This window comes from Halomonas sp. B23F22_10 (assembly GCF_043496975.1).
Lineage (GTDB): Bacteria > Pseudomonadota > Gammaproteobacteria > Pseudomonadales > Halomonadaceae > Halomonas > Halomonas smyrnensis.
Window position 1 is genome coordinate 231,739 of record NZ_JBIEKF010000002.1, and the last position, 21,384, is coordinate 253,122.

At 64.2% G+C, this 21,384-nt stretch carries 16 protein-coding genes; 8 read left to right on the forward strand and 8 right to left on the reverse strand.

Translation table 11 applies throughout. The features are described from left to right. Nucleotides 1-39: 39 nt before the first annotated feature. Nucleotides 40-960: a LysR substrate-binding domain-containing protein gene (locus tag ACGTNF_RS05145; protein WP_394600725.1), complete on the forward strand. Its 921-nt coding sequence runs from the start codon at nt 40-42 to the stop codon at nt 958-960. A gap of 16 nt (nt 961-976) precedes the next feature. On the opposite strand, the gene ACGTNF_RS05150 is transcribed toward ACGTNF_RS05145, so the two are convergent. Continuing rightward, nucleotides 977-1,894 carry a LysR substrate-binding domain-containing protein gene (locus ACGTNF_RS05150; protein WP_394600726.1) on the reverse strand — a complete coding sequence of 306 codons (918 nt, stop codon included), beginning with the start codon at nt 1,892-1,894 and terminating at the stop codon, nt 977-979. A 186-nt stretch (nt 1,895-2,080) separates the two neighbouring features. Here ACGTNF_RS05150 and ACGTNF_RS05155 point away from each other — a divergent pair, with 186 nt between their 5' ends. The 4 genes from ACGTNF_RS05155 (at nt 2,081) to ACGTNF_RS05170 (ending at nt 7,741) form a co-directional block, all read left to right on the forward strand. Continuing rightward, entirely contained in the window at nt 2,081-3,559 is a 1,479-nt protein-coding gene (locus tag ACGTNF_RS05155) for an aldehyde dehydrogenase (protein ID WP_394600727.1), read from the forward strand. Between the two features lie 10 nt (nt 3,560-3,569). Further along, entirely contained in the window at nt 3,570-4,775 is a 1,206-nt protein-coding gene (locus ACGTNF_RS05160; RefSeq protein WP_016855404.1) for an iron-containing alcohol dehydrogenase, read from the forward strand. Then, a complete protein-coding gene (locus ACGTNF_RS05165; RefSeq protein WP_394600728.1) occupies nt 4,772-5,962 on the forward strand; it encodes a mandelate racemase/muconate lactonizing enzyme family protein in 1,191 nt (396 codons plus the stop codon). The genes ACGTNF_RS05160 and ACGTNF_RS05165 overlap by 4 nt, the downstream gene beginning before the upstream one ends. A 153-nt stretch (nt 5,963-6,115) precedes the next feature. Then, a complete protein-coding gene (locus tag ACGTNF_RS05170) occupies nt 6,116-7,741 on the forward strand; it encodes a BCCT family transporter (RefSeq protein WP_394600730.1) in 1,626 nt (541 codons plus the stop codon). A 167-nt stretch (nt 7,742-7,908) separates the two neighbouring features. On the opposite strand, the gene ACGTNF_RS05175 is transcribed toward ACGTNF_RS05170, so the two are convergent. The 7 genes from ACGTNF_RS05175 to ACGTNF_RS05205 all read right to left on the reverse strand — a co-directional run bounded on the left by ACGTNF_RS05175 (nt 7,909) and on the right by ACGTNF_RS05205 (nt 18,397). After that, nucleotides 7,909-8,277 (reverse strand): tautomerase family protein, encoded by a 369-nt coding sequence (locus ACGTNF_RS05175; RefSeq protein ID WP_394600731.1) that lies wholly within the window; start codon nt 8,275-8,277, stop codon nt 7,909-7,911. Nucleotides 8,278-8,448: 171 nt separating this feature from the next. After that, nucleotides 8,449-10,959, reverse strand: a complete 2,511-nt coding sequence (locus ACGTNF_RS05180; protein WP_394600732.1) for a CoA transferase — start codon at nt 10,957-10,959, stop codon at nt 8,449-8,451. A 74-nt stretch (nt 10,960-11,033) separates the two neighbouring features. Beyond that, the gene (locus ACGTNF_RS05185) at nt 11,034-12,596 is read right to left on the reverse strand and encodes a BCCT family transporter (RefSeq protein ID WP_394600734.1); all 1,563 of its coding nucleotides are present in this window, start codon (nt 12,594-12,596) and stop codon (nt 11,034-11,036) included. A 62-nt stretch (nt 12,597-12,658) separates the two neighbouring features. Next, nucleotides 12,659-13,498 (reverse strand): enoyl-CoA hydratase, encoded by an 840-nt coding sequence (locus ACGTNF_RS05190; protein WP_394600735.1) that lies wholly within the window; start codon nt 13,496-13,498, stop codon nt 12,659-12,661. A 186-nt stretch (nt 13,499-13,684) separates the two neighbouring features. Next, entirely contained in the window at nt 13,685-15,085 is a 1,401-nt protein-coding gene (locus tag ACGTNF_RS05195) for a CaiB/BaiF CoA transferase family protein (RefSeq protein WP_394600737.1), read from the reverse strand. 27 nt (nt 15,086-15,112) lie between these two features. Further along, a complete protein-coding gene (locus tag ACGTNF_RS05200; protein ID WP_394600738.1) occupies nt 15,113-16,777 on the reverse strand; it encodes a GMC family oxidoreductase in 1,665 nt (554 codons plus the stop codon). A 108-nt stretch (nt 16,778-16,885) separates the two neighbouring features. Continuing rightward, on the reverse strand, nt 16,886-18,397 hold the full coding sequence (locus ACGTNF_RS05205; protein WP_394600739.1) for a CoA-acylating methylmalonate-semialdehyde dehydrogenase: 1,512 nt from the start codon (nt 18,395-18,397) through the stop codon (nt 16,886-16,888). A gap of 176 nt (nt 18,398-18,573) precedes the next feature. Between ACGTNF_RS05205 and ACGTNF_RS05210 the strand changes: the two genes are divergently transcribed. The 3 genes from ACGTNF_RS05210 (at nt 18,574) to acuI (ending at nt 21,341) form a co-directional block, all read left to right on the forward strand. Continuing rightward, nucleotides 18,574-19,479, forward strand: coding sequence for a LysR family transcriptional regulator (locus tag ACGTNF_RS05210; protein ID WP_016855412.1), 906 nt, complete (start codon nt 18,574-18,576; stop codon nt 19,477-19,479). 165 nt (nt 19,480-19,644) lie between these two features. Next, a complete protein-coding gene (gene acuR / locus ACGTNF_RS05215; protein WP_444875007.1) occupies nt 19,645-20,283 on the forward strand; it encodes an acrylate utilization transcriptional regulator AcuR in 639 nt (212 codons plus the stop codon). 71 nt (nt 20,284-20,354) lie between these two features. Beyond that, entirely contained in the window at nt 20,355-21,341 is a 987-nt protein-coding gene (acuI, locus tag ACGTNF_RS05220) for an acrylyl-CoA reductase (NADPH) (RefSeq protein ID WP_394600740.1), read from the forward strand. The last annotated feature ends 43 nt before the right edge of the window (nt 21,342-21,384 follow it).

Below are 21,384 nucleotides of genomic sequence, written 5' to 3' on the forward strand. Positions count from 1 at the left end.
GTGAGGAATATCAAACCATCGAGGAAACGATTCGTTCCGATGAATTCCATCGACAAAGCCGATGGCCAGACCCTGCCGATCCTCGACACCGAGCTGCTCAGCGCCTTCGTGGCGGTGATCGAGAACGAAGGTTTCACGGCCGCGGCCCGCCAGCTGCACAAGACGCAATCGACCATCAGCCAGCGCATCCGGACCCTGGAGGCGCGTGTGGGCACGCCATTGCTGCAACGCACCAGCCGGCAGCTGTGCCTGACCCCCGACGGCGAGATCTTCCTGGTCTATGCGCGTCGTCTGCTGCAGCTTCAGCGCGAGGCCATCAGCGCACTCGGCCATGGCGACCGGGAGGGAGTGATTCGTTTCGGCCTGCCCGAGAATTACGCCGAGGCCTGGCTACCACGCCTGTTGGATCGCTTCGCCCAGCGACACCCGCGCATCCGGCCCCATATCCACTGTCGAATGTCCAGCGAGCTGATCGAGGCGCTGGAAAGCGGAGAACTCGACCTGGCGCTGACGGTGCGCCATGCCAATCATGGCAACGGCGACGTCCTGGGCACCGAGTCTCTGGTCTGGGCCGCGCATCGTGACTTCCACCATGACGCAGGGTCACCGCTTCCCCTGGCGCTGTTTCCGGATCACTGCCCCTACCGCCAACGCGCCCTCGACAGCCTGACTCGCCAGGGTCGCCAGTGGTCGCTGCAATACACCAGCCAAAGCCCGACCGGACTGCGCATGGCCATCAACCAGCGCAACGCCGTGACCGTCGCCGACCGCCGCACCCTGCCGGCCGACTGGCAGGTGCTCGACGAGGCCGACGGCCTCCCCGCCTTGCCGCCGGCACAGCTGGAACTGCATCGCTCGCCGAGCTTCCAGCATCCCGCCGGCGACGATCTGATTGAGCTGATCCGGGAGCTACTCACCGTTGAGGATTCGGCTGCCGATCTCGGCCGCGGCGACCCCTGATGGCCCGCTTGCGCCATCAATCGTGGTCGGAAAACCCGGACGGCGGGTCGTGGATCTCCTGCCGCAGCCAGCGACGAAACAGCGCCATGTTGGTGGATTCCTGCTGCTCATGGCGCGTCACCAGCCAGTAGGACTGATGGCCGGTGACCTCCACATCCAGTAGCTGCACCAGATCCCCACGCCTCAGCTCGCGACCGATCATGTGCCGATCGGCCACCGTGACCCCGACCCCGTTGATGGCCGCCTGAATGGCCAGCTCCAGCACGTCGAAGGCCATGCCTCCGCTCGTCTCCACACCGTCGATGCCCGCCGCCTGCAGCCAGTGCTCCCAGGTATGGAAGCGGTTATCGTCACGCAGCACATGCAGCAGGGTGTGTCGGGTCAGATCCACTTCGCTGCCGCGCCGCCCCTCGAGCAGGTGGGGCGCGCAGACCGCCACATGCGTTTCCTGGAGCAGCAGCTCGGCATCGATATCCGACCACTCGCCGGCGCCGAAGCGAATCGCCCCGTCCAGTTCATTGCGCTCCAGGAGCTCATCCTCGAAGCGAGTCGTGATCGACAGTTCGAGCGAGGGATGCAGCGCCTTGAGGCGGCCCAGTCTCGGCACCAGCCAGCGACTGGCGAAGGTCGGGGGCACGTTGAGGCTCAGTCGCGACAGCGTCTGCTGATCGGCCAGCCCTCCCACGGTCCAGGCGATGCGGTCGAAGGATTGGCGCAGCACCGGCAATAATTGATGCCCGGCGGCGGTCAGCTTCAGCTGGCCTCCGCGACGATCGAACAGGACGACCCCCAGCTGCTCCTCCAGCAACTTCACCTGACGGCTCACGGCACTCTGCGTCACGCACAGGCGCGCCGCCGCCTGGGTGAAGCTCAGGCACTGGGCGGCGGCCTCGAAGGCCTTGAGCGCATTGAGAGGTGGCAAGGCTCGCTGCATGGCTCCCCCTAGAAAAAGTCGTGAAGTGGCAATTTTTATCGAGTAAGAGAGTAGAATAACGCACTACCCATGACTTTTATGAATGATATCGCTGCATAAAGGTCGTTTGTTTCGCCGTCGGGCACGCCCCTAGGATGCCTCATCCGTCCATATCCTAGGGAGAACGACACGATGAGCGAGCGCTCCTTGACCGATTGGCAACACCTCGCCAACACCCTGACCCTGCCCCACCAGGCCTATCTGGGCGGCGAGTTCTGCGATGCCGCCGGTGGTGCCACCTTCACGGCCGACAACCCGGCCACCGGCGAGACCCTCACCCGTGTCGCCGCCTGCCAGGCCGAGGACGTCGACCGCGCCGTCGCCCACGCCCGCGCGACGTTCAATGCCGGCACCTGGCGCGACCTGCCGCCGGCCGAGCGCAAGGCCAGGATGCTGGCCTGGGCGCAGTTGATCGAGCACCACGCGGACGAGATCGCCCTGCTCGAGACCCTGGAAACGGGCAAGCCGATCTCCCAGACCACCAGCGTCGATGTACCGGGGCTGGTCGGTGGCCTGCGCTACTACGCCGAAGCCCTCGACAAGCTCTACGGCGAAACCGCCCCCAACGGGCCATCCAGCGTCTGCATGATCGACCGTGAGCCGGTCGGCGTGGTCGCCGCCGTGGTGCCCTGGAACTATCCCCTGATCATCGCCGGCTGGAAGATCGGTCCCGCCCTGGGCGCCGGCAACTCGCTGATCCTCAAGCCCGCCGAACAATCCAGCCTCGCCACCCTGCGGGTTGCCGCGCTGGCCAGTGAGGCAGGCATTCCCGACGGCGCCTTCCAGGTGATCACCGGCCTGGGCCACGAGGCCGGCGAAGCCCTCGGCCGGCACATGGACATCGATGCGGTGGGCTTCACCGGTTCCACCGAGATCGGCAAGCGCTTCCTGGCCTATTCGGCGGAATCCAACATGAAGCGGATCGGCCTCGAGTGTGGCGGCAAGAGCCCCCACATCGTCACTCGAGACGTCGAGGACCTGGACAAGATCGCCATGTATGTGGCCTATGGCGTCTGGTACAACCAGGGCCAGACCTGCCATGCCGGGACCCGGCTGATCGTCGATCGCCAGATCAAGGAGGCCCTGCTGGAGCGCCTGGAAGCCTGGGCGCAGAAGCTCGCCCCCGGCGATCCCCTCGACCCCGACAACCAGATCGGCGCCATGATCGAGGAGCCCCAGCTGGAAAAGGTCCAGCACTACCTGGCCGAAGGCCAGCGCGAGGGCGCCAGGCTGCGCTTCGGCGGCGAGCGGGTGCACCGCGAGAGCGGTGGCTACTACCTCACGCCGGCGGTGCTGGACGAGGTCAGCAACGACATGCGCGTCGCCCGCGAGGAGATCTTCGGCCCGGTGCTGGTGGTACTCACCGTCGATGAACTGGACGAGGCCATCGCCCTCGCCAATGACACCGACTATGGCCTCGGCGCGGCCATCTGGACCGACCACCTGAGCGACGGTCATCGTGCCGCCCGGTCGCTGAGGGCCGGCACCGTCTGGGTCAACTGCTACGACCACACCTCCATCAATGCGCCCTTCGGCGGCTTCAAGCAGTCGGGACAGGGTCGCGACAAGTCGATGCATGCCTTCGACAAGTACACCGAGCTCAAGACCACCTGGATCGAGATCTGAGGAGCGCCGCATGCAACAAGACTACGAGAACGGTCGCCAGGCCCCCGTCATCGCAGGCCCGGGTTGCATGGCCCGCCTGCCGGAACTGCGTCGGCAACAGGGTGCCGCGCGCTATCTGCTGATCACCGATGCCGGACTCGAGGCCAGCGGCATGCTGGCCCCCTATGTGGCCGAACTGGAAAAGGATGCCGAGGTCATCCGCTTCATCGCCCCCGCCGGGGAGCCCAGCGTGGCCACCGTCGACCAGGCGGCGCAGGTGGTGCGTGAGCTCGACGCCCCCCTGGTGCTCGGCATCGGCGGCGGCACCGCGCTGGACATCGCCAAGCTGGTGGCCGCGCTGGCCGCCAGCCCCGGGAAAATGGAGACCTATCTGCTGGGCCGCAGCCCCTGGGTCGGCAAGGCGCCGGCGGTGATGGTCCCGACCACCTCGGGCACCGGCAGCGAGGTCACCCGGACCTCGATCCTGGCCGACGACGCCGGTCGCAAGCTGTGGGCATGGGGCGACGAGCTGCTGCCCGAGGCCGTGCTGCTCGATCCCGAACTCACGCGCTCGCTTCCGGCTGCCTTGACCGCGGCCACGGGGCTGGATGCCTTCGTGCATGCGCTGGAAGCCACCACCGGCCGCAACCGCCATCGGCTGATCGAGAGCCAGGCGCTGGCCGCGATTCGCTTGATCGGGGCGGCGCTGCCGGAGGCGGTGCATGCCCCGGCGAATCTCGAGGCTCGCCAGCAGATGCAGGAGGCCGCCTGCCTGGCCGGAATGGCCATCGACAATGGCGGCACCGGTATCGCGCACAACATCGGCCATGCCCTCGGCAGCCTCTATCACCTGCCCCATGGCGTGGCCGTGGCGCTCGCCGTCGAGGCCACGCTCGCCTGGTCCATCGAGGGCCATGAAGCCGTCTTCGCCGCCGGTGCCCATGCCCTGATGCCGGGCAGTGAGGCGCAGGAACTCCCTGAACTGTTCACCGCGCTGGCCGATGCCAGCGGCTTCGATCAGGCACTGACGCCCTTCGTGGATCTGGAAATGAACGCCACGGCGCTGGCCGAGGTGATGCAGGCCGAGGAAAACGCCCCGATGGCCAGCAATGCCGCCCGCATCCCGGAGCCGGACGACTGGCAGCCGCTGGCCGAGTTGACCGTGGCCACCTTCGAGCGCCGTCGGCAACGCCTGCAGGACATCTCAACCACGACAGAAGCGGAGACGATGGTATGACAGACGCATTGAACGACGAGCGTGCCCCCCTCTTCACGGCGCCGGGGCAGCCGAGTCGCATCGCCCGTATCGAGATCAGCCACCACCAGTGTGAGCTCGACCCGCCCTTCCCCGCCGCCTGGGACAGCCAGCCGCGCCGCCGCTTCCCGGCCACCCTGGTGCGGGTGATCGACAGCGAGGGACGCGAAGGGATCGGATCCGGCGATGTCATGTACGGCTTCGACGACTTTCGTCATCTGTTCATCGGCGAAGACCCGCTGGACCTGGAGCGTCATGCCGGCGTGATCGACAACATCGGCTTTCATGCCGGGCGGTGCTGGCCGCTCGAGGTCGCCCTGTGGGACCTCGCCGGCAAGATCCTCGAGACCCCGGTCTGGCGCCTGATGGGCGGCGTGTCCAACCGCCTGCGGGCCTATGCGTCCAGCGGCACCCACCGCCCGCTCGAGGAAGTGGTGGCCCTGGCCGAGCAGGTCCGTGCGTCCGGCATCCCGGCCTTGAAGCTGCGCTTCGGTCGCCCCCGCCTGGAGGATGACCTGGCCGTGCTCGGCGCCGTGCGCCGCGCCGTCGGCGACGACCTGGAACTGATGGTCGACTGCAACCAGGGCTGGCGGATGCCCTGGGACGTCAAGACGCCCTGGCAGTTCGACCAGGCGCTGGAGGTGGCGCGGGAACTCGAGCGCCAGCGGGTCTACTGGATGGAGGAGCCGCTGTATCGGGGCGACTATGCCGGCATGGCAAAACTGGCCGAGGCAACGTCGCTGCGCATCGCCGGCGGCGAGATGACCCGTGAGCCCTACGAGTTCCGGGAAATGCTGCGCCAGGGCTGTCTCGACGTCTACCAGCCCGATGCCGTCTGTTCGGTGGGCATGCTGGGCCTGGCACGGCTGGCCCGCGAGGTCGTCGACGCCGGCAAGCTGTTCACGCCGCATACCTGGGGTAACGGCATCGGCGTGATCGCCAACCTGCACCTGACCGCCGGCGCCATCGGCCCGGACGGCGCCCCCTATCTGGAATATCCCTTCGACCCGCCCGAATGGACGCCCGAGAAGCGCGACTTCCCGCTCACCACTCCCTTGCTGGCAGATGGCGAGGGCTGGTTGACCCTGTCGGAGTCGCCTGGCCTCGGCCTTGAGTTGGACGAGGAGCGCCTGGCCGCCACCCGTGCCAGCCAGGCCACCTACCAATAGTGCCCGAGCGTCGTCGAAGCGGCTCATCCCCATGATCTGCCATCGACGGCTGACGTGCCTGTCCTCCGGCGTCACCCGATGGTGCCGGAGGACAACCGGCCAGGGGCCTCCCTGCCCCTCGCCCTGCATTCACCTACAACAAAAGGAGTCGCTATGTTCCATCGGATGCGACCGCTGGTCTTCTGGCCACCCTTTATTCTTCTGATGCTGGCGGTCGCTGCCAGCATCATCGACCTGCAAGGCTTCCTCGCCGTGACGGGAAGGCTCAACACCGCCATTCTCGAGAATGTCGGCTGGCTCTTTTCCCTGACCTCGCTGGCCATGGTGATTACCTGCCTGATCGTCTTCCTGTCCCCGCTGGGGCGCACCCGCATCGGCGGTGAACACGCCCGGCCCATGCTCTCGGCCTGGCGCTGGTTCTCGATCACCCTGTGCACCACGGTGGCGGTGGGCATCATGTTCTGGTCCACCGCCGAGCCGCTCTATCATCTGCATTCCCCTCCGGCATCGCTCGATATCACGGCCAACAGCCTGGATGCGGCCCGCTTCTCCCTGTCGACCATGTTCCTGCACTGGTCCTTCACCCCCTACGCCATCTACACCGTGCCGGCGGTCATGTTCGCCATCGCCCACTACAACATGGGCAAGCCGTTCTCGCTGGGCTCCTTGTTCACACCGATCCTGGGTGACCGCCTCATCGGACGCCCGGGACGCCTGCTGGACGCCCTGGCCCTGTTTGCGCTGGTCTGCGGGATGGCCTCATCGCTGGGCACCGGCGTCATGACGCTGGCCGGCGGCGTCGACCGCTTCCTGGGCACCGGCACGGGACCACTTGCCCTGGGCGTCGTGACGCTGGCGATCGTCACGCTGTTCACGGCCTCGGCCGCCAGCGGGCTCCAACGCGGCATCGCCACGCTCTCCGCCCTCAACGCGCGGGCCTTCTTCGTCTTCATGGCCTTCATCTTCCTGTTTGGACCGACCCGTGACATCCTCGGCTATGGCGTGGAGTCCAGTGGCGCCTATGTCGGACAATTTCTGGAAAAGAGCCTGTTCACCGGCGCCCTGGCCGATGATCCCTGGCCAAAGAGCTGGAGCATCTTCTATTGGGCCAACTGGATGGCGTGGGCCCCGATCACGGCGCTCTTCCTCGGCCGTATTTCACGGGGCTATACCGTGCGTCAGTTCATGCTGATCAACCTGGTCGCGCCCGCCCTGTTTGCCATTGCCTATGTCTCGGTCACCAGCGGCAGCATGCTGCACCTGGATCTGACGGGCGACGGCGGCATGTATGCCCTGCTGCAGGAAAATGGTCCGGGCGCCATGGTCTACGCGCTCCTCGACGAACTTCCCTTGGGCGGTCTCAGCGCCGCGGCTTTCCTGGCGATCGCCTTCCTGTCCTACGTGACCGCCGCCGACTCCAACACCGAAGCGATCAGTCAGCTGTGCAGCAACGACAGTCAAACGGCCTTGGCGGGCGACGGTGATGATGACAATGCCGCGGGTCGACTGCCGCTCAAGGTGCTGTGGGGTACCACCATCGGCGCCGTGGCCTGGATCATGACCAGCTTCGTCGGGGTCGATGGCATCAAGATGCTCTCGAACCTGGGGGGGTTCCCGGCGCTTCTGATCGTCATCCTGGCCACGGCCTCTCTGCTGCGCCTGGTCAGCCTGGGCACGGCCGGCGCCGGCATGGAGAGAACGCCGTCGCGCACCTACTCCGAAGAGGCGCACGCGCGCTGGCAGCAGCGCCGTCGCTTGGCCGAGGCTGAACAAGGCTGAAGCCTTCATGCACTATCCGCCCGCAAGAGCGGATAGTGCATCCTGTCGGCCCCCTACCGGGGCCTGTGCCCAAGAGAGAGCGGCTTCACGACTCTCTTCCCGGGCACGAAGCGCCCAGGAAAGCAAAAGGCCCGCATTGAGCGGGCCTTTTGCGCATCCTGTTCGCCTCACTGCGGACAGAACTGCGCCACTCCCCCCCGGAACGACCAATCGATATCACGATTCTCGGTGATGGTGATCATCACGTTGCCGGGATCGACACCGGGATTGCGAGCCAGGGATTCCACCACCCTGGCATAGAACGCTTTCTTGGCATGATCGGGTTGGCCTCCCCGCATCACCAGATGCATCATCACGCGGTCCGTATCGCGCGTCTGGAGCTGAAGATGTTCGGGATCACACTCATGAATCACCTGATAGCGATCGTCTTCGGGAAACCCCATGGTGTCGATCACCGCCGCATTGACCTCATCGGCAATCGCCTGGGTATAGGCTTTCGACTTTCCCTTGAGCACGTTGATGGTAACAAAGGGCATCATTTCCTCCGTGTGCAACCAGGAGTCTGGCTGCTATTAATGAAAATTAAAAATACATGTCCCGCATGTCGAGCATCCAGTGGGCCTCGACGCCAGAAATAGTGAACCGGTTCCGGACCCTACAGCCTTCATGCATAACACCAATTATCCCGAAGAAAGGCCTCGCAACCGTCAGGTCGGAAGGTACTCACGGCTCCAGCTCTCCGACACGACACCCTCCTCGATCAAGCGATCGATCTCTTCGGTCGAGTGCCCTAGCTCCTCGAGCACGCTCCGGGTAGAGGCTCCATACTTTTCGGATGGCGCCAGCGGGTAGATCCTGCCCCGCTTGGGTCGGATCGCATAGGGATCGAGCTGGGTGATCACATGCCCGCTGGGATGATCCTCATAGACAGAGAAGGAGTAGCTTCCCCGGTCAATCCCCGTAGTGTCGTCTGCCGGATGCGCATTGTAGGAGCGCAGCGTCTCGAGGTTCTCACAGACTGCGGCAGCGATGTCGGCCGCCTGCAGGCGTTCTACCCAGTCGAGAGCGCGCATGGTCAGAAAGCGTGGCGCCAGGAAAGCGGCGCGCTCGCTTGGCGGCACCTCCTCAAGGCCTTCAAGGCCCTCGACTTGAGCGAATTTTGGCAGGTCATACTCATAGGCACTGATCAGCAGGATCCCATCAGAAGCGGAATAGAAACGCGACAGGTCATCGTAACCATTGACCTCCCGACCCGCCGGCTCGTCGAATAGCCCACGACGCTCATAGTCGTAGCAGAACGGCAGCTGTGCCAGACCGCTCAGGGCAGATAGCGAGGTCTTTACGCGATCGACCTTGCCGGTCTTGAGCTTTTGATACAGTGCCGTGGCAATACCGAGCGAGGCCCCGAAGCCGCACATGACATCGATGGTACCGACATGGGCATGCTCTTCCGGCGTGTCCATGCTGCCACCGAAGCGCAGCATGATGCCCGTCGTCGCCTGCACCAGGTCGTCGTAACCGAGGTAATTGGTCCGTGGCCCCGGCAGTACACCGCTGAAGCAGTCCATCTGACAGAAGATGGCCTGGGGGTTCAGGCGCTTCATTCCCTCTTCGGTCAGCCCCATGCGTCCCACCTGCTTGTCGGTCGCATTCCAGACCACCACATCGCTCTGGCGGATGAGTTCCTCTAGGATCTCCCGTCCTCGCGGCTGGGTGATATCGGTCAGCACGGATCGCTTGGAACGCATGTGCGATAGCCCGAAGATGACGGTATTCCAGCAGTCATAGAAGGGTTTGGCCGGATCGATCTTGATGATTTCCGCCCCGAAGCGAGCCAGATAAGCCACGGAATGCGGCCCGGCGATCACGTTGCACAGGTCGAGAACACGCACTCCTTCCAACCAGCCATCACGGGCATTCCTGGCGCGTACCCGCGGCAGCTTGGTCTCGATGCTGAGCAGTGCGTTCAGTGCATCCTGAAAGCCCACCCATCGGCGTGGCGTAGGCGACAGCATCTCCGTACCACTGCTCTGCAGCCATACCATCGGACCGGGTTGTGTCATGACGCCAAACTCCGGGTCGTCCACTTCGACCATCAACCCAGCCGTCTCGGCGTGGTCGTCGTGAATCCACTCCTGCAGCCAGCGCTGGGGGGCACCGGGAAACTTTCCGCGGCCGAAGATCTTCTCCCACTCCTTCGAGGTCCGGGTCATGAAGACCTCTTTCATGCGGGCGGCGATGTGATCGGCCCAGTGCTTGGGCAGGGGATAGACGCCCAGCGACATGTCGGAGGCCCATTCGCTGGTCGGCCGGTAGGTATCCGGTTCCTCGTTCATGCCCTCGGCGACAAGCTCATCGTAGATGCCAAGCACCTTCAGGCAGCGCTTGGCATGCTGATTATGGCTCGGACACACCACATAAAACATGCGGCCATCCTTGCACTTGTAGCTACGATAAAAGGGATCCAGCAGTTCCTGGAGTTCATCGTAGCTGAGGTTCATGGGCAGGCCTTCGATACGCCGCCGCTCAATTTCTTTCTCACGCTGGGTCTTGTAGCGCTCCGGCAGGTCATCGATCTTGATCGAGTTGTAGGTCAGCCCTTCCATCAACGCACAGACCAGGGGGACTTCGATTTCATCCCCGAGCCCCGTGCGCTCACGCCCCTGCAGCGCCAGCACGACCGAAGATGCCGCCAGCATGGTGCCGTAGGCAGAGCCCAGTGGCAGTGGCGAGAATGACGGATTGACCCCCATCAACACCCGATTGAGGCCCATGTCCGTGAATACACCGGAATTGGCCGCGATAACGCTTTCGAAGGCGTGCCAGTCACGCCTCAGCTGATCGTTGGAGGCGAAGCCAGGAATCGACAGCGTGATCAATTCGGGACGATCCTGTCGCAGGGCCGTGAAGTCGATACCGAGACGCGACATCACACCGGGACGGAAACTCTCGATGACGATATCGGCTTCTTCGATCAGCGCCAGTGCCTGCTCCAGCCCCTCCTCCTGCTTGAGGTCGATCGATACGCTCAATTTATTACGATTGAGGGTCGCATTGGCGGGAGATTTCCAGATAGGTCCACCTGGAGGATCGACATGGACGACAGTGGCGCCCAGATCCGCCAAGATCATGGCCACCGCCGGACCGGCAATAAACTGTCCAAAGTCGATGACCTTGACGTCTTTCAAAGGCAGATTGGAATTGGGATTCAACGCCATCTTGGGGTTCCTTATCACGCCGATATTGCTTTATTGGATCTAAAGGAGGCTTTTCAGCCTCCTGACATGATCAATTAGTTTCGGTGGTCTTCGATGACGAGATGCGGCTCCAGCACCTTCTTGGCGAAGTCCTGCCGCAGCCAGCGGATCAATGACCAGACCAGAATGCCTAGCACCGGAATCATGGGGAGGGCCACCACGATGGTCGACGTCTGGACGGCCTTGAGTCCGCCCAGCTGGATCAGGGCAACCCCCACCCCCGCGATCAAAAAGGCCCAGGTCAAGCGAATGGAGCGCTTAGGCTCCTGATAACCGGAAAGTTTTCTGGACGTTACCGAGGCCAGGACATAGGCAGAGCTGTCCAGGGTAGTGGCCAGGAAGATGAAGCAGAGCAGGATGAACACGCCAGTGACCACCTCGGACAGAGGCAGCGTATTGAGAATGGCCTCGACGGCTGCCGGAATGCCGCCCTCATCGAGAATACCTGCCACATCCAGTGCACCACTGATCTGAAGATCGAGCGCATAGCCGCCCCAGATGGCAAAGAACACCCAGCACCCGAGTGCACCAAACACCATCTCCGCGATAATGAGTTCACGAATGGTTCGACCACGAGAGATGCGTGCCACGAACAACCCCATCATGGGCGCGTAGGCGATCCACCATGCCCAGTAGAATACCGTCCAGTCCTGCCAGAAGCTCGAATCGCCGACCGGATCGGTCCAGAGGCTCATTTCCACGAAATGAGACGTCATGTTGCCAAGACTGTTCACCCATCCTTCGACCATGAACAGCGAGTCCCCCGCCAGGAAGGTAAACGCGAGCAGGAAGATGGCCAGCCAGACGTTGATATCGGAAAGGATACGAATCCCCTTGGCCAAACCGAACCATACGCTGGCCGAGAAGATCGCGGTCCAGATCAGCAAGACGCCGACGTCGAGCATGAAAGATGGTTCGATGCCGAGCAGCCCACTGGCAAGCTGTGAGACCAGCGGAACCGCCAGACCCAGCGAGGTCCCCACACCACCCACGATGCCAAAGACGACGACCGCATCGAGGATGGATCCTATCCACCGGTCGGCATGATGACCCAGGACACCACGCGAGGCGACAGAGAGCCTGACACCGGGACGGTTGTGGACATACATCGAATAGGCGATGGGAATCGCGGGCAGGCAATAGAACGCCCAGGGCGTGAAGCCCCAATGAAACTGACCGTAGGTAAGCGCCCACTCTGCTGCGGCATCACTCGCGGGCTCGACACCGAAGGGTGGACCCGTGAAGTAGTAAATCGGTTCCACCCATGCCCAGTTGACAATGGCGATACCGATCCCGCCGGCGAAGATCATCGCCACCCAGCTGAAATACGAAAACTCTGGTTTATCGTCAGGGCCACCCAAACGCACATTTCCATACCGGCTCAGCGCCAGACCGATCAGAAACAGGACGACACTCAACCCGGCGATCATATACAGCCATCCAAACTGTCCGGTCGCAAAAGCGAAGGCAGCATTGACCAGGGCAGCCCCTGACTCCGGGAAGATGATCAACGGAACCACCAGCCCAATGATGACGAAGACCGAGGGAAGAAAGACCCTGAAGTCCAGGCTATCGCCTGACTTGCTTGGCGTGCTCATGTGATTTACCTCTTGATTGTTGAAATTGTTCTTCAAGGTGCTTTTAAAGACGTCTTTATACCCTAACGATGACGAAAGACCGGGGCGCGTTTCTTGACGAAGGCGTTCATGCCCTCCTTCTGCCCCTCGGTCGCGAAGGCCGCCTGGAAGAGCAGGCGCTCCCGGCGAAGGCCTTCGTCGAGTGGGGTCTCGAAGGCGGCATTGACGGCGGACTTGGCCATCTTGACGGCCGGCGCGTTGTAGCCGGCGATGGTATGGGCCGCCTCGAGCGCGTTCTGCATCAGCTCGTCCTTGGGCACCACCCGGGCCACCAGACCGATCTCCTTGGCTTCCTGGGCCCCGATGTTGCGTCCGGTCAGCACCATATCCATGGCCATCGCCTTGCCGACCGAGCGGGCCAGGCGCTGGGAGCCCCCGATACCGGGCAGGATGCCCAACTTGATCTCCGGCTGGCCGAACTGGGCGTCGTCCGAGGCGATGATAAAGTCGCACAGCAGGGCCAGTTCACAGCCACCGCCCAGTGCAAAGCCTCCGACCGCGGCGATGATCGGCTTGGAGATCTGGCGCACCTGGTCCCAGGGCGACAGGAAGTCGTCCATGTAGAAGTCGGTGAAGGACTTCTCGGCCATCTCCTCGATATCGGCGCCGGCGGCGAAGGCCCTGGGGTTGCCGGTGATGACGATCGCGCCGATGCCCGGGTCGGCATCCAGCTCGCGCAGTACCGCGAGTGTCTCTTCCGCCAATTGCCGATTGAGCGCATTCAGGCTCTTCGGCCGGTTCAGGATGATGAGCCCGACCCGCTCGCGTCGCTCCACGACGATCATCTCGGGAGCATTGTTATTCGACTCATCAGAAGAGGAGGACTCGACATGTTGCGTTTTCGCTTCCACTTTTTTATCCATCTTCCCACTCCTATTTGTTCTTGGCGGTCTACTTGGCTGTTAGCCCGTGGCTAGAACAGACTTTGACTTATATACAAACTCGAAGGAGGCCCACCCGATGTGCCGCTGACGAGCGGACATGACACTCTCTGTCAGCCGTCAGGAGTGCGTTATGAGCAGACCTTGCCCCCTTCGTCATGCATCACGTTACTTGGTCAGGCTGGGTTGTCGCCTTCCACGAGACGGCTGGCTGCGATCCTTTCTTGCGGGTTCTTGCACGCTCTTCGGCTTGTGCTCGCCACTCGAGTGAGTCGGCGCTGGTGGCTGGGATGTGGCGGGACGAAAGTCCTGAAGGGACATCTCCGTGTCGGATGTTCCGGAGGCCTCGTCCTGCCCTTCCGACGGTGTTGGCAGATGGTACGAACCGTGACGCGCCATCAGTTCGGCCAGGATGGCTTCGCGATGTTGCCCGAGACCCGGTGCCTTGGATGGGACATCACTATCGAAGTCCTCGCGCCCGGTCAGCTTGATCGGGTTGCCTCCCGTCCGGAAGGGCTTGCCGTCCTTGCCCTGGACCTGGACGATCATGTTGCGGGCCTTCAACTGCGGGTGATCGAACAGCTTGTCGATGGTGTTGATCGGTGAACAGGGCACCCCCTCCTCGTTGAGCAGATCCACCCAGTGCTGGACGGGCTGCTGTCGCAGGATCTTTTCCATCTCGGCGACCAGCTCAGGGCGGTTCTGGCAGCGCAGGTCGTTGCTGATGAAACGGGGATCGAAGGCGAGTCTTGCCGCGCCGATGGCATCGGCCATCAACAGGAAGAGGGTATCGTTGCCGGCGGCGATGACGAGCTTGCCGTCCTTGGCATTGAAGCTCTCGAAGGGCGCCAGTGAGGGGTGGCAATCGCCGGTTCGGTTAGGCACCTTGCCCTCGATGTCATAGCGCGCCAGGGCGGTTTCCATCAGCGCCGCCTGGCAATCGAGCATGCCGATATCGACGCGGGTGCCCTGGGCGTCCTTGGTCCGGCTATAGAGCGACGCGATGATGCCCACCGCCGCGAAGAGTGCCGCGCTCAGGTCGCCGAAGCTGGTCCCCACCCGCGACGGTTCGCCGTCGGGCCATCCCGTCAGGCTCATGATCCCGCCCATGGCCTGTACCACCATGTCGTAGCCGGGCAGCTCGCTGAAGGGACCGGTATGACCGAAGCCCGAGATCGAGGAATAGATCAGGTGAGGGTGCGTCCTGGCCAGGCGTTCGGGGCCGTAGCCCAGGCGATCCATCACGCCGGGGCGGAAGTTTTCGACCAGCACATCGGATTCGTCCAGCAGCCGCTCCAGCAACTCGCGGTCGCGGGGCGACTTGATATCCAGGACGATGCTTTCCTTGTTGCGGTTGAAGCAGCTGAAGTACGCGCTCTCGCCCTCGACGAAGGGCCCGAACTCGCGGGTATCGTCGCCGGTACCGATCTTCTCGACCTTGATGACGCGAGCCCCCAGGTCGGCCAGCACCATGGTGCAATAGGGCCCGGCGAGCACCCGAGAAAAATCGAGCACGGTCACCCCATCGAGAGGGCCCTTCTTGAGCTCCGGTTGCGTAAAGGTGGCCATCGGTGTTCTCCCAAGTTCCTGCAGAATTTATTGTGATGTCAGGATCCAGTTCGCGGCCTTCTCGGCGATCATCAGGGTCGGCGAGTTGGTATTGCCGCTGGTGATGGTGGGCATGATGCTGGCGTCCACCACGCGCAGGCCCGCCACCCCCCTGACCCGAAGATGGGAGTCCACCACCGCCATGGGGTCGTCGTCGCGGCCCATCTTGGCGGTGCCCACCGGATGGAAGATGGTGGTGCCGATATCGCCGGCCAGCCGCGCCAGGTCGTCATCGCTCTGGTACTGCACCCCCGGCTTGACCTCCTCGGGCTCGTACTTGGCGAAGGCCGGCTGGGCGGCGATGTGGCGCGTGACACGCAGCGAGTCGGCGGCGACCTGGCGATCCTCCGGCGTGCTCAGGTAGTTGGGGGAGATCGCCGGCGCCTGGCGAGGGTCGCGGCTCTTGATGCGCACCGTGCCGCGGCTGGTGGGGTTGAGGTTGCACACGCTTGCCGTGATGGCCGGGAAGTCATGCAGCGGCTGGCCGAAGGCCTCCAGGCTCAGCGGCTGGACGTGATACTCGAGGTTGGGGTGTTCGTAGTCTTCGGAGCTGCGGGTGAAGGCACACAGCTGGGACGGCGCCATGCTCATCGGCCCGGAGCGCTTCAGGGCGTATTCCAGGCCGATCTTGGCCTTGCCCATCAGCGAGTTGGCCATGGTATTGAGGGTCTTGGCGCCCTTGACCCTGTAGACCGAGCGGATCTGCAGGTGGTCCTGCAGGTTCTCGCCCACGCCGGGCAGGTCGGCCACCACGGGGATGTCGTGCTCGGCGAGCAGCGCCGCGGGGCCAACGCCCGAGAGCTGCAGCAGCTGCGGCGAGCCGATGGCGCCGGCACTGAGCACCACCTCGCGACGCGCCGTCGCCTCGATCTCCTCGCCCGCGCGCTCGGCCTTCAGCCCGCAACAGCGCGGCTTGCCGCCCTCGTCTGATGCAAAGTCGAGCCCCATCACCTGGGTGGAGTGCCAGACGGTCAGGTTGCCGCGCTGCTCGACGCCCCGCAGGAAGGCCTTGGAGGTGTTCCAGCGCCAGCCCGAGCGCTGGTTGACCTCGAAATAGTCCACGCCCTCATTGTCGCCGCGATTGAAGTCACGGGTGCGCGGGATGCCGGCCTCCACGGCCGCGGTGGCGAAATCATCCAGGACCTGCCATTTCAGGCGCTGCTTCTCGATGCGCCACTCGCCGCCATGGCCATGGAAGTCACGGTGGGCGGCGTCGGCATCGCCCCCTTCATCCAGGCGGTGATGATCCTCATGCTTCATGAAGTCGGGCAGGCAGCTCTCCCAGCGCCAGGCGTCATCACCGGTCAGCTCGGCCCAGCCGTCATAGTCACGGGCCTGGCCGCGCAGATAGAGCATGCCGTTGATGCTGGAACAGCCGCCGAGGGTCTTGCCACGCGGATAGATCAGCGAGCGACCGTTCAAGCCGGGGTCGGGCTCGGTGCGGAAACGCCAGTCGGTCCGGGGGTTGTTGATGCAGTAGAGGTAGCCCACCGGAATGTGGATCCAGTGATAGTTGTCGCGACCACCGGCCTCGATCAGCAGCACCCGGTTGGCCGGGTCCGCACTGAGGCGGTTGGCGAGCAGGCAGCCGGCGGTGCCGGCGCCCACCACGATGTAGTCGAAGGCATGGGTGTTGTTGGAATGATCAGCCATGGCGTGCTCTCGCTGGGCATGCCGGCCCGCTCGCCAGCGACGTGGCGGTCGTCGATCGGGGGGAGCCCCCGATCGGCCGGCATGCCGGTCGGTCAGTGGAGGGAGGGATTATTTGGCCGTCGGCATGGCGAATTCGGCGCCCGCGTCGATGGAATCCGACCAGCGCTGCATGATCGACTTCTGCTTGGTGTAGAAGCGCACTCCCTCTTCGCCATAGGCATGGGTGTCGCCGAACATCGAGCGCTTCCAGCCGCCGAAGCCGTGCCAGGCCATGGGCACCGGGATCGGCACGTTGATGCCGACCATGCCGACCTGGATGCGCCGACCGAACTCGCGGGCCACGTTGCCGCTCTCGGTGAAGCAGCTGACGCCGTTGCCGAACTCGTGATCGTTGATCAGCTGGATGGCGGTGGCGACATCCGGCACGCGCACGCAGGCCAGCACCGGCCCGAAGATTTCTTCCTTGTAGATGGTCATCTCCGGGGTGACATGGTCGAACAGGGTGCCGCCCATCCAGAAGCCGTCGGCGCAGCCCTCGCCGGTGGTGCCCGGATCGAAGTCGCGGCCATCGACGACCATCTCGGCGCCTTCGGCCACGCCCTTCTCGATGTAGCCATTGATGCGCTGATGCGCCTGAGCGGTAACGATGGGCCCCATCTCGGCATCGAGCTCCAGGCCATTCTTGACCTTCAGGTCACGGGCCCGCTCGGCCAGCCGCGGCACGATCTTGTCGGCCACATCGCCGACCAGCACTGCCACACTGATCGCCATGCAGCGCTCGCCAGCGGAGCCATAGGCCGCGCCAATCAGGGCATCGACGGCCTTGTCCAGGTTGGCATCCGGCATCACCACCATGTGGTTCTTGGCACCACCCAGCGCCTGGACGCGCTTGCCGTTACGCGCGCCCCGCTCGTAGATCAGGTTGGCGATGGGGGTGGAACCGACGAAGGACAGCGCCTGGACGTCAGGATGGTCGATAAGCGCCTCCACCGAGTCCTTGTCACCCTGCACCACGTTGAAGACGCCATCCGGCAGACCGGCCTGCTTGAGCAGATCAGCCATCATCAGCGAAGCGCTGGGATCCAGCGGGCTCGGCTTGAGCACGAAGCTGTTGCCGGCGGCAATCGCTACCGGGAACATCCACATCGGCACCATCACCGGGAAGTTGAACGGCGTGATACCGGCGACAACGCCCAGCGGCTGACGGGTCGTCCAGTTGTCGATACCTCGGCTGACCTGCTCGGTGTAGTCACCCTTGAGCAGCTGCGGGATGCCACAGGCGAACTCGACGATATCGATGCCGCGCGCCACCTCGCCCTGGGCATCGGTAAATACCTTGCCGTGCTCACGGGTGATCGCTTCGGCCAGCTCGTCCTTGTGCGCGTTCAGCAGCTCGAGAAACTTGAACATCACCCGCGCCCGGCGAATCGGCGGCGTATCAGCCCAGGCGGGGAAGGCGGCCTGGCCGGCGGCCACGGCACTGTCCACGTCCGACTGGGAGGCCAGCGCGACCTGGCCGGTCACCTGACCAGTAGCCGGATTGGTGACGTCTTGGTAACGGTCGTCTACGCCATTAGTCTTATGGCCATTGATATAATGCTCGATGCGCTCGCTGGTCATGGCTGCCTCGCTTCTTATGTTGCACTGCACACTGGATGTCCCGTTCTGCCGGGCCTGGTAGCCCCCCAAACTAGCGAAAGGCGGCGGGGAATCAATTGAGAAAGCCAAAAGCGGGATATAAGCTTTACAAATATCTTCTGCGCATCACCGCGACTGTTACCCGAGAGAGAGAGTCCATGCATGACCTGAAGGCCCTGCGCGCCTTCGTGGCCGTGGCCCACGAGGGCAGCGTGTCCCGCGCCGCCGAGGCGCTGCACCTGACCCAGCCCGCCGTCAGCCTCAAGCTCAAGCAGCTGCAGGAGACCCTTGGCCTCACGCTCTTCCAGCGCCACGCCCAGGGGCTCGCGCTGACCGCCGACGGTCACGCCCTGCTGCCGGCCGCCGAATCGGCCCTCACCGCCTTACAGGCCTTCGACATCAGTGCGGCATCGATGCACGACACCCTGCGCGGCCGCCTGCGCATCGGCACCATCGTCGACCCCGAGTTCATTCGCCTGGGCGCCCTGCTGCACCAGCTGGTGCAGCGGATCCCTCAGGTGGAGACCGAGCTGCATCACGGCACCAGCGGCTACGTGCTCGAGTCGCTGCTGCGTCGCGAGCTGGATGTCGGGTTCTATCTCGAGGCCCCGGGGCAGATGCCGGCGACCGATGAAGGGGCACCGGCGGTGGAGATGATGGAACTGACACAGTTCGCCTATCACGTCATCGCCCCGGCCGGCTGGTCCTCGCGCCTGGCGCGTACCGACTGGCCACACCTCGCCACCCTGCCCTGGGTCGTCACCCCGCCGCGCTCGGTCCACCACCGCCTGCTGAGCGAGCAGCTCGCGCCCCATGGCCTGACGCCGCATCGCGTGGCCCAGGTCGATCAGGAGCCGTGCATGATCGACCTGGTGCGGGCCGGCGTCGGCCTGGCCCTGGCCCGGGATGCCACGGCCTTGCAGGAGCGTCAGGAGCGCGGCCTGGTGATCGCCGAGGGCATCCGCCTGCCCTGTGCCCTGAGCTTCGTCTGGCTCGAGGAGCGGCGCGACGAGCCGGTCATCGCGGCGGTGCGACACGTGATGGCCGATATCTGGTCGCCCTAGACCGGCAGACGAGGGCCCGGTCAACGCCCACGCACGCCATGATCGGCAGCATCGCGTCCATGTGGATCTCACGCCAGGGCGACCGTCCCCGCCACTGTCGCTGCCACCCTCCCTCTTTCCCCATCGGCGGTTGTCACGAATAGACGGTCGGTCTATATTTTGTTCATGACAGCCAACAAAGCCCCCAGCACGCGACGCCGAGGCCGCCCTCCCAAGGTACCGAGGGAAGACCCGGACACCCGCGCCGTCCTCATCCGCAGCGGTCTCGAAGTGCTGACCGAGCATGGGTTCATCGCTTCCGGCATCGATGGCATTCTCAAGCGAGTCGGTGTGCCGAAAGGCTCCTTCTATTACTACTTCGACAGCAAGGAGACCTTCGGCCGTGCCGTGATGGACCACTACGCCGCCTATTTCGCTGCCAAGCTGGATCGTCACCTGGGCGACACGTCACGCCCTCCACTGGCACGGCTGGAAGCCTTCGTCGAGGATGCCGCTGCCGGCATGGCGAGGCATGACTATCGACGGGGTTGCCTGGTCGGAAACCTCGGACAGGAGGCCGATGGACTGCCCGAGAGCTATCGCGGGTGGTTGCTCGAGACCCTGGCCGACTGGGAGCGGCGACTGGCGCGTTGCCTGCACGAGGCTTGCGAGGCGGGAGAGCTCACCGAGGCCTCCGACTGCGAGAGCCTCGCCACGGCCTTCTGGATCGGCTGGGAAGGCGCCGTGATGCGAGCCAGGCTGGAACGCAGCGATCGCCCCCTGAGGGTCTTCATCGCCACTTACCTGAGAGGCTTGCCCCGCTAGCAGGGGCTTTCCTAGACTTTTTTATAGACGATCGGTCTATAAAAGAATCCACCACGACACCGAGGTGCATCATGTTCAAGGCCATCCTGATCGACAAGCAGGACAACCATCAGCGCACGGCGCTGGAGACCATCGACGAGTCGAGGCTGCCCGAGGGCAATGTCACGGTGCGCGTCGACTGCAGCACGCTCAACTACAAGGACGCCCTGGCGATCACCGGCAAGGGTCCCGTCGTGCGCCAGTTTCCCATGGTGCCGGGGATCGATCTGGCCGGCACCGTCGAGCACAGCAGCAGTGACGACTTTGCCCCGGGAGATGCGGTGTTGCTCAATGGCTGGGGCGTCGGAGAAGGTCACTGGGGAGGCCTTGCCGAGAAGGCTCGCCTGGACAGCCGCTGGCTGATTCCGCTGCCGACCGCCTTTACGCCGCGCCAGGCCATGGCGATCGGCACGGCCGGATATACGGCCATGCTCTCGGTGATGGCACTCGAGAAGCAGGGGGTCACGCCAGAACAAGGCGACGTGCTGGTCACTGGCGCCAATGGCGGAGTGGGCAGCTATGCGATTGCGCTGCTCGCGCGCCTGGGCTATCGAGTCGTGGCCTCGACCGGCCGCCCCGAGGAAGCCGACTACCTGCATGAACTCGGCGCCGCCGAGGTGATCGACCGCGCCACACTCTCGGCGCCGGGGCGCCCCCTGGGCAAGGAGCGCTGGGCGGGGGCCATCGATTCCGTGGGCAGCCATACACTGGCCAACGTCCTGGCCTCCACCCGCTATGGCGGCAGCGTGGCCGCCTGCGGCCTGGCCCAGGGCATGGACCTGCCTGCCAGCGTCGCCCCGTTCATTCTGCGCGGGGTGACCCTGGTGGGGATCGACAGCGTGATGCGTCCTGGCGCGGATCGCCTCGAGGCATGGCGGCGGCTGGGAGAGCTGCTGGCGCCTGCCCAGCTCGATGCCATCACTCGCACGATCACGCTTGACGAGGCCATAGACGCGGCGGAAGAGCTGCTGACGGGGCGCATTCGCGGACGTGTGGTGGTGACGATGACGGAGCAATAGGAGCCTGCCGGGATCGCCGAACGCACATCAGTGACCGGCCGCC

Coding starts and splice junctions, on each gene's coding strand:
- ACGTNF_RS05175 (WP_394600731.1), bottom strand. CDS start 8,277: ATGCCCTTTGTTACCATCAACGTGCTCAAGGGAAAGTCGAAAGCCTAT.
- ACGTNF_RS05180 (WP_394600732.1), bottom strand. CDS start 10,959: ATGGCGTTGAATCCCAATTCCAATCTGCCTTTGAAAGACGTCAAGGTC.
- ACGTNF_RS05205 (WP_394600739.1), bottom strand. CDS start 18,397: ATGACCAGCGAGCGCATCGAGCATTATATCAATGGCCATAAGACTAAT.
- ACGTNF_RS05210 (WP_016855412.1), top strand. CDS start 18,574: ATGCATGACCTGAAGGCCCTGCGCGCCTTCGTGGCCGTGGCCCACGAG.
- ACGTNF_RS05200 (WP_394600738.1), bottom strand. CDS start 16,777: ATGGCTGATCATTCCAACAACACCCATGCCTTCGACTACATCGTGGTG.
- ACGTNF_RS05170 (WP_394600730.1), top strand. CDS start 6,116: ATGTTCCATCGGATGCGACCGCTGGTCTTCTGGCCACCCTTTATTCTT.
- ACGTNF_RS05185 (WP_394600734.1), bottom strand. CDS start 12,596: ATGAGCACGCCAAGCAAGTCAGGCGATAGCCTGGACTTCAGGGTCTTT.
- acuI (WP_394600740.1), top strand. CDS start 20,355: ATGTTCAAGGCCATCCTGATCGACAAGCAGGACAACCATCAGCGCACG.
- ACGTNF_RS05165 (WP_394600728.1), top strand. CDS start 4,772: ATGACAGACGCATTGAACGACGAGCGTGCCCCCCTCTTCACGGCGCCG.
- ACGTNF_RS05145 (WP_394600725.1), top strand. CDS start 40: ATGAATTCCATCGACAAAGCCGATGGCCAGACCCTGCCGATCCTCGAC.
- ACGTNF_RS05160 (WP_016855404.1), top strand. CDS start 3,570: ATGCAACAAGACTACGAGAACGGTCGCCAGGCCCCCGTCATCGCAGGC.
- ACGTNF_RS05195 (WP_394600737.1), bottom strand. CDS start 15,085: ATGGCCACCTTTACGCAACCGGAGCTCAAGAAGGGCCCTCTCGATGGG.
- acuR (WP_444875007.1), top strand. CDS start 19,645: ATGACAGCCAACAAAGCCCCCAGCACGCGACGCCGAGGCCGCCCTCCC.
- ACGTNF_RS05190 (WP_394600735.1), bottom strand. CDS start 13,498: ATGGATAAAAAAGTGGAAGCGAAAACGCAACATGTCGAGTCCTCCTCT.
- ACGTNF_RS05150 (WP_394600726.1), bottom strand. CDS start 1,894: ATGCAGCGAGCCTTGCCACCTCTCAATGCGCTCAAGGCCTTCGAGGCC.